The sequence below is a fragment of the Nocardia pseudovaccinii NBRC 100343 genome (assembly GCF_001613225.1).
Lineage (GTDB): Bacteria > Actinomycetota > Actinomycetes > Mycobacteriales > Mycobacteriaceae > Nocardia > Nocardia pseudovaccinii.
Window position 1 is genome coordinate 60,003 of the sequence record NZ_BDBY01000158.1, and the last position, 12,489, is coordinate 72,491.

The following is a 12,489-nucleotide window of genomic DNA, read 5'->3' on the forward strand; positions in this document are numbered from 1 at the left end:
CGCGCGGCGACGGGTGCGACGGCTCGCGATGTGAGCAGTTCGACAGAACCACAGCGGAATCCGCTTGCCCACTGGGTGTACGGTGAGACGCGATGTTCACACAATGAGAACTACTTCCCATATTTTGAGATTCCGAGGTGAGGCCGATGGCTACGACCGTGACGCAGATGCACGACGTCCGACGGTGGTCCATGCTCGGCCTCGGCGTGTTCGCACAGGCCTCCAGCGCCGTCTTCATCCACGGGGTTCCATTTCTATTGCCCGCGCTGACGGCCGGTGGCATGCCGCTGGCTACCGCGGGTCTGCTCGTGGCCATGCCGACGGTCGGCCTAGTTTGCACGCTGATCGCCTGGGGATATGTCGTGGACCGGATCGGTGAGCACAAGGTGCTGGTCGGCGGACCGCTGCTGATGTTCGGCGCGGGCATCGCGGCGGCTACCGTCACCGATCACGTACTGCTCGGCGCATTGCTGTTCCTGGGCGGCGTCGGCGCGGCGAGTACCAACGGGGCAAGCGGCCGGGTGATCGTCGGCTGGTTTCCGCCGCAGCGACGCGGACTGGCCATGGGTATTCGACAGACCGCACAGCCCATCGGCGTCGGCATCGGCGCGCTCAGCATTCCGGCCGTCGCGGCCGCGCACGGGGTCTCCACGGCTGTTCTGGTGCCCGCGGTAATGGCGGGCGTCGCCGCGCTGGGCTGCCTGATCGGGATCGTCGATCCACCACGACCCGCGGGCGCGGCGGCGGATCGAGCCAACCCGTATCGCGGTGATTCAACGCTGTGGCGCATCCATGCGGTGTCGGTGCTGCTGTGCATTCCCCAAGGGACCGTATGGACTTTCGCATTATTGTGGTTGCACAGTGACGTCGGCTGGTCGCTGCCCGTGGCGGGCGCTCTGGTGACCGGAACCCAATTCCTCGGCGCCATAGGACGAATCGGGGCTGGCGCGTGGTCCGATCGCGTCGGCAGCCGACTGGGACCGCTGCGCACCGTCGCCATCGCCGCCGTAATCTCTATGGCCGCCTTGGCTTCGGCCGCGTGGACGCACGCGTGGTGGGCCGCGATTCCGCTGCTGATCGCCGCATCGGTCATCACGGTCTCCGATAACGGTCTAGCCTTTACCGCGGTCGCCGAAATCGCCGGACCGTTCTGGAGTGGACGTGGACTCGGCATCCAGAACACCGGCCAGAACCTCGCAATGGCCGCCATACCACCGGTTTTCGGCGCGCTGATCACCGCCAGCGGTTTCCCCGCGGCATATCTGCTGGCCGCCATGCTGGCGATGGCGGCGGTTCCGTTGGTCCCCGCTGGCCGACGATCTGCATAACTGCCCCTTAGGAATTCGCGCCCGCTCCGGTCGCCGGGGCGGGCGCGATGCATGTGCGTCGGGCGCCTCCGGAGGGAATCACGGATTCAGATCGCGCTGCGGCGCAGGATCGAAGCCGATCCGAGGAGACGTTGTCCGCCCGATCTTCGACTGAACGGCGCCGAAACCTGGCCGGTCGTAGCGATAGGCGCCGTCCCCTAGGCCAAGCAATGGATTCACACCTCCAACCCGCGATGTAAATCCAGCCTTGACAAGGTCGCGGTTGTCAAGTCAGGCTTTACATATGTCTGATGAACAGCAGCGCGTAGACCCGCAGGGCGAGCGGGCGATGCTCGGAAAGTTGTTGTCCGCCAATGCGGAACTGGTCGTGGGTGTGCTGGGCCCGGAGGAGGGCAGGCCCAGCGTGCCGGTGCTCGCCGCGCTCACGGCGACCCGAAATCTCAGTCGACTCGTGGACGACATCCTGCACACCCTGGCCCGGCAGGCCCGCGAAGAAGGCCACACCTGGGCCGAAATCGGCGATCTCCTCGGCACCTCCCGCCAAGCGGCATTCCAACGCTTCAGCGGCCCGATGCCCCCGATGGGCGCGTTCCCCACACCCCCGATGCCGCCCAACCCTCCCGTTCCCCCGACACCACCCGGATTCCCCACCCCGCCGCACATGCCCATGCCACCCAGCCCGCCCCCGATGCCCACCCCACCCGACATGCCGAAGCCTCCGACCCCACCGACCCGTTGATCCCTGTTTCACCGAATCCCCTTACAACAAAGGAGATAATCGTGCCCCCAAGACTTCACCCCATACCCGCCCGACGCACCGACACCGCCGAGCCCCGCAGCATCGCTCAACTGGCAGCCGCCCAGCCTTTCAACCCGACGCACAAATCACAATCCACCGATGAGCAGCTGACCGAGCTAGGACCAGCGGTTGCCGAATCCGTCAGTGCGGCAGCCACTGTCGTCGAACAGCAGCGTCGAGCGGTCGCCGGTGCGGTGTTCGATGCCATCAAGCCGATCGCCGAGCCCGCGGCGCAAGTCCACGAGGGCATCGCGGTCGCCATCCACGGCTCGATTCGTGGCAGGGCCACGGCGGTCGGCAGCGCGCTGACCGAGCGCGGATAGGTCAGATCTCGATCAAGGCGGCCGGATCGAAACTCACCCGAAACGGTGGATCGGCTCGGATCGCCGCGGTGAACACGGTTCCTGCCGTCACCGTTGGACGGGCGCGAAAGGCGCGGTCCGCGAGCAGCATTCGGTGAATCCGGACCTCCGGATGATGCTCGACTATCCAGTACTGCGGAATCTCGATGGCCGCGTACTCGCGAACTTTCCTGACCCGATCGGTGCGTTCGCTGCCGTCGCCCGGCGCAACGATCTCCACGGCGAGCAGCACCTCCGTGCCGGAGAGCAGCCTGGGCGTTTCGGCGATAATCGCCGCCCGCGCAACATCTCTCGGGACCACGACGATATCGGGTTTGCGAATGCCGCTGGGCGTGTTGACTTCCCAACCACCGCCGATACATACGTGCACGGCGGCCGCACCGGCCGCGATATCGATGAGCCGCCCGAGCCGCTGCACCACGAAATCGTGACGCGCACCGCCCGCGACCGCGATCAACCAGCCGTCCTCGAGCTCGAAACCCTTACCGCCGTCCGGTAAACGGTGCAGATCCACATCGGTATACGGTCCCCGATGCTCGCTCATCGGACTCCCTCGCGTTCCTGGAAGCCGAAAGGCCCGCACTCGAACTCGCTCGAGTGCGGCCCGTCGGGCAGAACAGGTCAGACCGCCGCGGCGATCCGATCTCCGATCTCGACAGTCGAGGCCGCGCCGCCACGCGACACGAGATCCTTGGCGACCGCCGCTTCGATGCGAGCGGCACCTTCGGTGTTTCCGAGGTGGTTGAGCAGCAACGACACCGACAGAATCGCGGCGGTCGGATCGGCCTTGGACTGCCCGGCGATATCGGGGGCACTGCCGTGCACCGGCTCGAACATGCTCGGGTTGGTTCCGGAGGCGTCGATATTGCCGCTGGCCGCCAGGCCGATTCCGCCACTGACCGCGGCCGCGAGGTCGGTGATGATGTCGCCGAAGAGGTTGTCGGTGACGATCACATCGAAGCGGCCCGGGTCATTGACCATGTGGATGGTGGCGGCATCGATGTGCTGGTAGGCGGTCTGCACCTCCGGGAACTCCGCCGCGACCTCGTCGACCGTGCGCTGCCACAGCGAACCGGCGAAGGTCAGCACATTGTTCTTGTGCACCAGCGTCAGGTGCTTGCGCCGGGCCTGCGCCTTGGCGAAGGCGTAGCGGACTACGCGCTCGATGCCGAAGCGGGTGTTGGTGCTGACCTCGGTGGCGACTTCGTGTGGGGTCTCCACCCGGATCGCGCCGCCGGTGCCGGTGTAGGGGCCCTCGGTGCCTTCGCGCACGACCACGAAGTCGATATCCGGATTGCCCGCGAGCGGACTGGTCACGCCCGGGTACAGCTTCGACGGACGCAGGTTGACGTGATGATCCAGCGCGAACCGGGTGCGCAGCAACAGTCCGCGCTCGAGCACACCGCTGGGCACCGACGGGTCGCCGATCGCGCCGAGCAGGATCGCATCGTGCTGCTTCAGCTCCGGCAGCACCGAATCCGGCAGAATCTCACCGGTCGCATGATAGCGCCGCGCGCCGAGGTCGTATTCGGTCTTCTCGACGCCTGGCTGCACCACGTCGAGCACCTTGAGCGCCTCCGCGATGACCTCAGGGCCGATCCCATCACCGGCGATAACAGCAAGCTTCATAACAACAAGGCTCCGTTCAGTATTGCCGACCGCCACGGTACTTCGTCCCGCACCGCACGCCGCTGCCGGGCAGTCAGCGCAGCCCGGCAGTCACGGTACGCGGCGTGACATGTCATGCCCGGCACAGGTGACGGCGCCGCGCACGCTCGACGTACGCGGCGCCGGTAGTGGTCAGAACAGGTCGACCAGGACGATCTTGGCCGCACCGACGGATTCGGCGATCGCGGCTTGGACGTCGGCGGGGACTTCGCGGGCCACACGTAGAACCACGGTCGCGCCCTCCTTGTCGACATCCTGGCTCAGCTGCGCGGCGAGGATGTCGATGTCGGCCGCACCGAGCTTGGTGCCGATCTTGCCGAGCGCGCCCGGCTTGTCCTCGTAGTTCAGCACGGCCAGGTTCAGGCCTTCGGCGCGCATGTCGTAGTTGCGGCCGTTGATGTTGACGATCTTCTGCACCTGCTGCGGCTCGGTCAGCGTGCCCGCCACATTCAGCGTGCTGCCGTCGCCGAAGACCGCGCGCAGGTCGACGACGCTGCGGTGGCTCGGGCTCTCCGAAACCTTGGTGACCTCGGCGGTGATGCCGCGGTCCTTGGCCAGCGCGGGGGCGTTGACGAAGGTGACCTGGTCCTCGACCAGCGCGGAGAAGATGCCGCGCAACGCCGAAAGCTCCAGCACCGCAACATCTTGCGCGGCGAGCTCGCCACGCACCTGCACCTCGACGCTGACCGGCAGCTCATTGGACACCGCACCGAGCAGGTGGCCCTGCTTGCGCACGATCTCCAGCCACGGCGCGACCTCGTCGCCGACGGTGCCACCGGTGACGTTCACCGCACCCGGCACGAATTCACCGGCCAGGGCCAGCAGCACGGACTTCGCGACATCGGTGCCCGCACGGTCCTGCGCCTCTGCGGTGGACGCACCCAAGTGCGGGGTCACCACTACCTGCGGCAGGTCGAACAGCGGGCTGTCGGTGCACGGCTCGGTGTCGAATACATCCAGACCGGCGGCGCGCACGTGACCCGACTTGATCGCGTCGGCGAGCGCCTGCTCGTCGACCAGCCCACCGCGTGCGGCGTTGACGATGATGACGCCCGGCTTGGTCTTGGCGATGGCTTCCTTGCCGATGATGCCCTTGGTCTCCGGGGTCTTCGGCAGGTGCACCGAGATCAGATCGGCGCGCTCGAGCAGCTCGTCCAGGGGCAGCAGTTCGATGCCGAGCTGGGCGGCGCGGGCCGGGGAGACGTAGGGGTCGTAGGCGATCACCTTGGTCTCGAAGGCGGCGAGACGCGCGGCGAACAGCTGGCCGATGCGACCGAGGCCGACCACACCGACGGTCTTGTCGAAGATCTCGACACCGTTGAACTTGCTGCGCGCCCAGGTGCGCTCGCGCAGGGTGGCGTCGGCGGCCGGGATCTGGCGGGCCGCGGCCAGCAGCAGCGTGACGGCGTGCTCGGCGGCGGTGTGGATGTTGGAGGTGGGCGCGTTGACCACCATGACGCCGCGCTCGGTGGCGGCGGGCACATCGACATTGTCGAGGCCGACGCCGGCGCGGGCGACGATCTTCAGGTTCTTCCCGGCCTCGAGCACTTCGGCGTCGACGGTGGTCGCCGAGCGGACGAGGAGGGCATCCGCCTCGGGCACCGCGGCCAGCAGCGCGGGACGGTCGGGGCCGTCGACCCAGCGGACCTCGACACCGTCACCGAGCGCGTCGACGGTCGACTGGGCGAGCTTGTCGGCGATCAGAACAACAGGGCGGCCTGCTTGGCTCACTGTGGGGTACTCCTGGGAGGAAAGGGGGTCGGCAATTACCGCGCACCAGCTTAGTTGGCCGAAATCCGTCGCGGCCTACCCCCCGGTAGGCGGGTGCCTCAACATGAAGGAAGGCCCCGCACCAACGGTGCGAGGCCTTCCCTCGTCGTACGCCGTCACAGCGGCGTCCACGCGGTCGAAACCATCGACCGAGACAGCGCTATCAGCCGCCGAACGAACCCGTCCACAGGGTGTTGAAAATACCGTGCAGAGCAGCGCTACCGGTGGAGAACAGGCCGTCCAGAGCCGCGGAACCGGTGTCGATGATAACGGGGATCATGAAATTTCCTCTTCGTCGAAAACAAATCCAGTCGAACTGGCTGACACATGACACATCGGGGCATACGCAAATACGGTTACGAAATTCCGACATATTGTGACGCAGACTACATGTCGCATTTCATTGTGATCTGGACAACCGACCAGCATATCTCTGATCAGGCTATATGCACATGAACGCCGGTCGGAAGCATCCTTTTCGAGCTGTAATTAGCCCCGCAAAGGAAGCTTTCTGAGAGAACTCTGAGAAAATACGCGACAACCTTCGAGATCTATCCGAGATAGGCGCGGCAGAACCCCGGCAACTTTCGGACACAGCAGACCGCACTGCCGCATATCGCGAGTCAGCGGTATTAATCGGCGCGATACATCAGATACGGGCGCGCCAAGATCAGCGCGACAGCAAGCATGGCGCTACCGAAATACACCGGGAGCAGGTGCACGAACGCGGTGTAGTGGATGAAGAAGTGGATGACCAGCGCACTGGCCGAACCGGCGACGGCCGCACCGAGCAGCGTCCACCACACCCACGCCTCACCCTGTCGCCAACCCCACAGTCCGAGTAGCACGATCGCCACCGCCGTCGCCATCAGCGCCCCGCCGAAACCGGCCCGGTCGTGGGCGATGAACGGCAGCAGGTGCGCGTTGGCGGCTTCCAGCGTGGCCGCATCGGTGTGCATGAACTCGAGATCCGTCGGCACGAATACGAAGGTCAGTCCGACGGTCGAGATGACGACGCCGCCGATGAATACACCCACCCCCGTCGCGAGCAGCAGCAGCTGGCCCACGAGCGCGCGCCGTCTGATCCACTCGGGGCACTCTCGCGGCACCGTCCAATACGGCGTGGTCGGCTTGCGCCACACCGCGAGCAGGAACATCGGGAACAGCACAGCTGCCGCGGTGACGTGCAGCGGCTCGACGAAGCCGATCACCAGGAAGTAGAACAGCGTCGGAAATCCGATCAGGCCGGAGAGCAGATACGCGTTGCGGGCCCAGACGCGGCCCAGCCGGATACCGCCCCAGGCCAGGCCGGTGTACAACACGCCGATCGCGATCATATTGCCCGCCATGGTGATTCGATCGTGCTGCAGGAAATGCACTAGGTGGTGGTTGATTTCGTGCAGTCCGTCCACGTCCGTGCCGAGGTAGTCGCGGTCGTACCAGAGCAGAACGGGCCCCAAAGTGATTGCCGCCGCCCCGATTCCGGCGACGATCATACCGATGCCGACCAGCAGGCCCCAGCACCACGCGGGCCAGCGGCGTGGGTCCAGCGGAACGTCGCGCAGGGTCGGTGGCACCGGCGCGGTCGGTTGCGCGGCCTCGATGACGCGGTTGAACCAGCCGGGTCCGGCGGCGATCAGCACCGCGGGGGTCGCGAGCACGGTGGCGGCGCAGTCGGCCAGGGCCGTCAGCGCGGCGGCGATATCCGGTTCGGTCAGGTAGTGCCGACCGGCGGGTTCGCCGACGATCACCTGATCGACGTGCGGCTCCAATTCCGTGCCCACCTCGGGGTCGCCGACGAGCGCGATGACCCGACACCGGCGATCCATGGCGGCGGCACGCACTGCCGCGATATCGTCCCGGCCCACCGGCCCGACCTCGACGATCGCAGCGCCCTGCACCGGCAGCACCCGGATCGCATGCCGCGCGACCTCGACCGGAACCCGCGCACCGAATCGCTCAGCCCATTCGGCGGGCAACCGCGGATGGTCGAAAACGCGCTCGATCGCCCGCCCGCCGCCCGGCAGCGCGATCAAACCCGACAGCAACCGCAATGCCAATAGTTGCGCGCGACGCTCCCCGACCAGGGCATTCGCCATCGGGCGCAACGGGTGATAAGTCCAGTCCGGCACGACGCTCATCGTCACACACCCTCAGTCGTCGCGGCAGTACGAAAACGGCTGGTCCGCCTGGTCGGAGCCGAACTACGATCACCGGCCATGTCCCTGCGCGCGATTCCGGCTTCGATGGACCCGATGGTGGTCGGGTCGATCGATGCCGAGCTCGATCGGATCGAGCACGCGCATCGGGTGTCGGTGCCGCTGGCCATCGAAAGCGGTGGCCGGGCTTGGGGATTCCCATCGCCCGATTCCGACTACGACTGCCGGTTCGTCTATGTCGCGCAGATGGATACCTACCTGTCGCCATGGCCGACCAGGGATGTCATCGAGACGCGGCCGGTCGGCCTGCTCGATGTGAACGGCTGGGATCTGACCAAGGCGCTGCGGCTGCTGCGGCCCGCGGTGGCCTTACGTTGGCTGCGTGAGCATCCCGATGCGGCGGTGGCGCCGATGCATCTGCCTTCGCTGCGGGAGCAGTGCGAGTGGCCCGGCGAGCCGGTTTCGGCGATCGCCGAACTGAAGTCGCACACCCGTGAAATGGGTAGCGGAGCAGTGCCTCTGAGGTAGTCGAGCTCCGTCGAGCGCAGTCAAATGGCGGTGCTGCGGGGCGTGTCGTGCCGCCTTTCGACTGCGCTCGGCGAGCGAGCCGGACAGGATAGCGCGGCAACCTATCTGGACGGGCAGTAGGTCTGCGTTACTCGGCGACCGCGGCGTAGGCGTGCGCCAACCGGTCGGTGGCGGTCGGGGCATCCGGATCGGGACGCGGAATCCCGAGGTGCGACTCGCGCAGTTCGTCCATGAACTCGGCCCAGAGCTGCGGTCCGCCCTCTTCGAGGAGTTCGGCGCGTACGCGCAGGCGTTTCGTCGTCGGGCGATGGCGGAGCCCCCATGCGCCCAACTGTGCCATGATCGGCACCAGTTGGATCGCGGGCTCGGTGAGCCGGTACTCGGCCTTCTGCCCAGGACGGGTGTCCTCACGACTGAGCAATCCGGCCGCAACGAGGCGCTTGAGCCGGTCGGACAGGATATTGGACGCGATCCTCTCCTCCGATCCGGCCAGCAGCTCGCGGAAGTGGCGGCGATTACCGAACATCACGTCACGCAGCACCAGCAGCGTCCACCGATCGCCGATCACCTCGATGGTCGCGTTGATCGGGCAGCCCGAACGTCCCTCATCGCGCATGCGGCGCTCCTTCCGTCGACATTGCTGCTTGCATTCTACAACCAGTTGCACTCGCTGCCCGCAATCGATTGCAAAATACAATCAGATCAGAACAGAGAGCATCATCGCCAAGTTGCGCGTGCACAACATCGCGATCTCGCTCGACAGCTACATCGCCGGGCCGAATCAGGGATTCGATAATCCGCTCGGCGAGGGCGACTGCGGCTGCACGATTGCGTGTGGGCCACGCCCTACACACGACGTTCCATTTCGTCGACGAAACACCGGAAGAGGTTCTGCGCCAAGCATTCAAGGCCGCGGACGGTCAGGATGTGCCGCTCGCGGGCGGCTCATCGGCGATCGGTGGTGCACTCCCCCGCGGTCACCCATGTCATCTTCATCCAAGAGCGCCTGAATATCCCCCGAAAACGACGAGAGGCCCGCACCCCCTGCCGGGTGCGAGCCTCCTAAGTCACGCTTGATCAGATAGCGCGGACGTCCTGGGCCTGCGGGCCCTTCTGGCCCTGGCCGATCTCGAACTCCACGCGCTGGCCCTCTTCGAGGGACCGGAAACCCGAGCCGGAAACGGCCGAGTAATGCACGAAGACGTCAGGGCCGCCTCCGTCTTGAGCGATAAAGCCGAAGCCCTTCTCGCTGTTGAACCACTTCACACTGCCTTGAGCCATGTTCTTTACTTCTTACTTCCTGTTGATGAGCCGAGCAGATCACTTCGATGAGCCCGATCTCTCGATCAACAATGCCATCATCCGACGAATTCGGCCACATCCAGCAGTGGTAACTGTGAGCAAGCCGACGTTCGCGCACCGCCGTGGCGACGGACGCAACACCGGTTGCGAAGGGCTGGCTATCCTGAGCATAAAGCGTTCACGGCGCATAGATCGGCCGGTCAGCGCACACTTTCGGCTACCCGCGCGGACACAGCCGGAATCCCAGCAACCGCACCGGACACAGACGTCGGACCGAAGCTAAGAATTCGTAAAGAAAATGCGCGACTTCGGGCTCGAATGTGCACTAAGTGGTCGGTTTTCAGTTATGCGACCGTGACCGAGTGTGCCACGCGATCGTCATATACATGGAATTTCACGGCCGACTACTCCGCTGATTCGGCACTGTTCAGGTAACGCACCTGCGCCGCCTTGGCCTCGTCGTACGCCACGCGACCCGCCAGGTGCTCCGGCACACCGACCTCCCACCACGCGCCCGCATCGGTCCAGGCGGACGGCTGGGTGCGCACGACCACCACGGCCGGACGGGATTCGCTCAATGCCGCCGCCCTGGCCCGCGCGTATGCGCCGCGGAACTCGGTCAGGTCGGTCGCGGTGAATACCGCGCAGCCCAATGATCTTGCGTGGCTTGCGAAGTCGACGCGGGGCGGTTGTGGATGGTTGGTGCGACAGTCGGCGTAGAAGTTGTTGAAGGGGGCACCGCCCTGTCCCTCTTGGAGCCGGGCGATCACCGCGTAGCCGTCGTTATCGCAGACGACCGCGACGAACCGGTGGCCCGCGAACGCCGCGGAGAACAGTTCGGAATTGAGCATCAGATAGGAGCCGTCGCCGAGCATGGTGGTGACCAGGCCGTGCACATGCGCCATGGCCGCACCCCAGGCGCCCGCGAGTTCATAACCCATGCAGGAGAATCCGTACTCGACGTCCATGGTTGGCACGGTGCCGGTGGCCCGCCAACCGCCGATCAGCTCGCCGGGCATACCGCCTGCGGCGGTCATGACGTAGTCGTCCGGTGCGCTCAATTCGTTGACGACGCCCACGATTTGGGCATAACTCGGGGTACCCGGGGTCGGCGCGCGCAGCTTGTCGATGTGGACGTCCCAGGTTGTGCGCAGTCCTTCCGCACGGTCGGACCACGCCGCATCGACCTGCCAATTGACAAGGAGCGCGGCCAATTCCGATACCGACGCGGCGGCGTCACCCACGACCGCGAGCGCGCCGTGCTTCACCGCGTCGAACCGGGCGGTGTTGATGGTGATCAGCCGGACGTCGGGCGCGAAGACTGTCCAGGACGCCGTGGTGAAGTCCTGTAATCGGGTGCCGATGGCCAACACCAGATCCGCCTGCGCGGCAAGGGCATTGGCCGATGCGGAGCCGGTCAAGCCGAGCGGACCGGCGTACAGCTCGTGGTCGTGCGGTACGAGAGTCCGGCCAGCCGTCGTCTCTGTTATCGGAATCTCGTGCCGCTCCGCGAATTCCAGTATCAGCCGACCCGCACCCGAATAACGCACTCCGCCGCCGAGGACCAGCAGCGGACGTCGGGCCGATCGCAGTGCCCGTGCCGCCTCGGCCACCACCCGCGAGTCTGGGCGCGAACGCGTGATTCGGTGCACGACCGGCTCGAACAGGGCGTCCGGGAAGTCGTAGGTCTCGGCCTGGACGTCCTGTGGCAGTGCCAGTGTCACCGGACCCACATCGGCCGCATCGGTCAGTACCCGGGCCGCCTGGGGCAGGGTTGCGATGAGTTGTTCCGGGCGGGTGATGCGGTCGAAGTAGCGGCTCACGGCGCGGAATGCGTCGTTGACGGTAATGGTCGGGTCACCGAAGTGTTCGACCTGTTGCAGCACCGGATCCGGTGCGCGGCTGACGAAGGTATCCCCCGGAAGCAGTAGCAGCGGAAGACGATTCGCATGGGCGACACCGGCGGCGGTCACCATATTCAGCGCGCCGGGACCGATCGAGGACGTCGCGATTCCGACCTGACGCCGGTGCGTCGCCTTGGCCAGGCCGACGGCTGCCAGTGCCATCCCCTGTTCGGTGTGCCCGCGCCAGACCGGGATTTCATCGCGACGCTCGGACAGGGCGGTGCCGAGGCCGAGCACATTGCCGTGCCCGAATATCGCGAAAGCGGCCGGGAACAGCGGTACTTCGCGCCCGTCGAAGGTCTCCGAATGCTGGGCGACCAGCCAGCCGACCAGTGCCTGCGCCGTTGTCAGCTTCACGGCGTCACCACGCGCTGCAATTCGTGCTGCAGCGCGTCCAATTCGGCGCCACCGGCCATTTGCCGAGTCAACTCGGGCAGGTCGATCTCCGACTTCTCGTACGAGCCGAGCATCGCACCGCGTTTGAGCAGTAGGAAGCGGTCACCGACCGGATAGGCGTGATGCGGGTTGTGGGTGATGAGAACGACTCCGAGCCCACGATCCCGCGCCTGCACGACGTATTTCAGGACGACACCGGCCTGTTTCACGCCGAGGGCTGCGGTCGGTTCGTCGAGGATGAGCACTCTGGCCCCGTAGTGCACCGCCCTGGCG

Annotated in this window: 12 protein-coding genes; 4 read left to right on the top strand and 8 right to left on the bottom strand. The window is 66.0% G+C overall.

The genetic code is table 11. The features are described 5' to 3' along the window. Nucleotides 1–146: 146 nt before the first annotated feature. From NP3_RS18880 to NP3_RS18890, 3 genes are all read left to right on the top strand, one after another. Nucleotides 147–1,328: an MFS transporter gene (locus tag NP3_RS18880; RefSeq protein ID WP_063042907.1), complete on the top strand. Its 1,182-nt coding sequence runs from the start codon at nucleotides 147–149 to the stop codon at nucleotides 1,326–1,328. A gap of 283 nt (nucleotides 1,329–1,611) precedes the next feature. Beyond that, complete coding sequence (locus NP3_RS48040) at nucleotides 1,612–2,067, top strand: hypothetical protein (RefSeq protein ID WP_157124386.1); 456 nt, start codon at nucleotides 1,612–1,614, stop codon at nucleotides 2,065–2,067. Between the two features lie 41 nt (nucleotides 2,068–2,108). Next, entirely contained in the window at nucleotides 2,109–2,450 is a 342-nt protein-coding gene (locus NP3_RS18890) for a hypothetical protein (protein ID WP_063042909.1), read from the top strand. A 1-nt stretch (nucleotide 2,451) separates the two neighbouring features. On the opposite strand, the gene NP3_RS18895 is transcribed toward NP3_RS18890, so the two are convergent. The 4 genes from NP3_RS18895 to NP3_RS18910 form a co-directional block, all read right to left on the bottom strand. Continuing rightward, nucleotides 2,452–3,033: a Uma2 family endonuclease gene (locus tag NP3_RS18895; RefSeq protein WP_063042910.1), complete on the bottom strand. Its 582-nt coding sequence runs from the start codon at nucleotides 3,031–3,033 to the stop codon at nucleotides 2,452–2,454. Nucleotides 3,034–3,110: 77 nt separating this feature from the next. Next, nucleotides 3,111–4,118 carry a 3-isopropylmalate dehydrogenase gene (locus tag NP3_RS18900; RefSeq protein ID WP_063042911.1) on the bottom strand — a complete coding sequence of 336 codons (1,008 nt, stop codon included), beginning with the start codon at nucleotides 4,116–4,118 and terminating at the stop codon, nucleotides 3,111–3,113. Nucleotides 4,119–4,289: 171 nt separating this feature from the next. Beyond that, a complete protein-coding gene (serA, locus tag NP3_RS18905; protein ID WP_063042912.1) occupies nucleotides 4,290–5,888 on the bottom strand; it encodes a phosphoglycerate dehydrogenase in 1,599 nt (532 codons plus the stop codon). Nucleotides 5,889–6,559: 671 nt separating this feature from the next. Further along, nucleotides 6,560–8,059, bottom strand: a complete 1,500-nt coding sequence (locus tag NP3_RS18910; protein WP_063042926.1) for a hypothetical protein — start codon at nucleotides 8,057–8,059, stop codon at nucleotides 6,560–6,562. Nucleotides 8,060–8,146: 87 nt separating this feature from the next. Here NP3_RS18910 and NP3_RS18915 point away from each other — a divergent pair, with 87 nt between their 5' ends. Continuing rightward, nucleotides 8,147–8,614 (top strand): nucleotidyltransferase domain-containing protein, encoded by a 468-nt coding sequence (locus NP3_RS18915; protein WP_063042913.1) that lies wholly within the window; start codon nucleotides 8,147–8,149, stop codon nucleotides 8,612–8,614. 127 nt (nucleotides 8,615–8,741) lie between these two features. Here the strand turns inward: NP3_RS18915 and NP3_RS18920 are convergent, their stop codons facing one another. The 4 genes from NP3_RS18920 to NP3_RS18935 all read right to left on the bottom strand — a co-directional run. Beyond that, nucleotides 8,742–9,230 carry a winged helix-turn-helix transcriptional regulator gene (locus tag NP3_RS18920; protein WP_063042914.1) on the bottom strand — a complete coding sequence of 163 codons (489 nt, stop codon included), beginning with the start codon at nucleotides 9,228–9,230 and terminating at the stop codon, nucleotides 8,742–8,744. A gap of 461 nt (nucleotides 9,231–9,691) precedes the next feature. Further along, nucleotides 9,692–9,895, bottom strand: coding sequence for a cold-shock protein (locus NP3_RS18925; RefSeq protein WP_040693519.1), 204 nt, complete (start codon nucleotides 9,893–9,895; stop codon nucleotides 9,692–9,694). Between the two features lie 425 nt (nucleotides 9,896–10,320). Continuing rightward, on the bottom strand, nucleotides 10,321–12,177 hold the full coding sequence (gene iolD / locus NP3_RS18930; RefSeq protein ID WP_063042915.1) for a 3D-(3,5/4)-trihydroxycyclohexane-1,2-dione acylhydrolase (decyclizing): 1,857 nt from the start codon (nucleotides 12,175–12,177) through the stop codon (nucleotides 10,321–10,323). Then, a partial coding sequence (locus NP3_RS18935) for a P-loop NTPase family protein (RefSeq protein WP_507762165.1) occupies nucleotides 12,174–12,489 on the bottom strand: 316 nt, incomplete at its 5' end. The genes NP3_RS18935 and iolD, both read right to left, overlap by 4 nt.

Bases quoted from the DNA above. Each gene is read 5' to 3' on its own strand.
- NP3_RS18880 (WP_063042907.1), top strand. From the start codon at position 147: ATGGCTACGACCGTGACGCAGATGCACGACGTCCGACGGTGGTCCATG.
- NP3_RS48040 (WP_157124386.1), top strand. From the start codon at position 1,612: ATGTCTGATGAACAGCAGCGCGTAGACCCGCAGGGCGAGCGGGCGATG.
- NP3_RS18895 (WP_063042910.1), bottom strand. From the start codon at position 3,033: ATGAGCGAGCATCGGGGACCGTATACCGATGTGGATCTGCACCGTTTA.
- NP3_RS18900 (WP_063042911.1), bottom strand. From the start codon at position 4,118: ATGAAGCTTGCTGTTATCGCCGGTGATGGGATCGGCCCTGAGGTCATC.
- NP3_RS18915 (WP_063042913.1), top strand. From the start codon at position 8,147: ATGTCCCTGCGCGCGATTCCGGCTTCGATGGACCCGATGGTGGTCGGG.
- NP3_RS18920 (WP_063042914.1), bottom strand. From the start codon at position 9,230: ATGCGCGATGAGGGACGTTCGGGCTGCCCGATCAACGCGACCATCGAG.
- NP3_RS18925 (WP_040693519.1), bottom strand. From the start codon at position 9,895: ATGGCTCAAGGCAGTGTGAAGTGGTTCAACAGCGAGAAGGGCTTCGGC.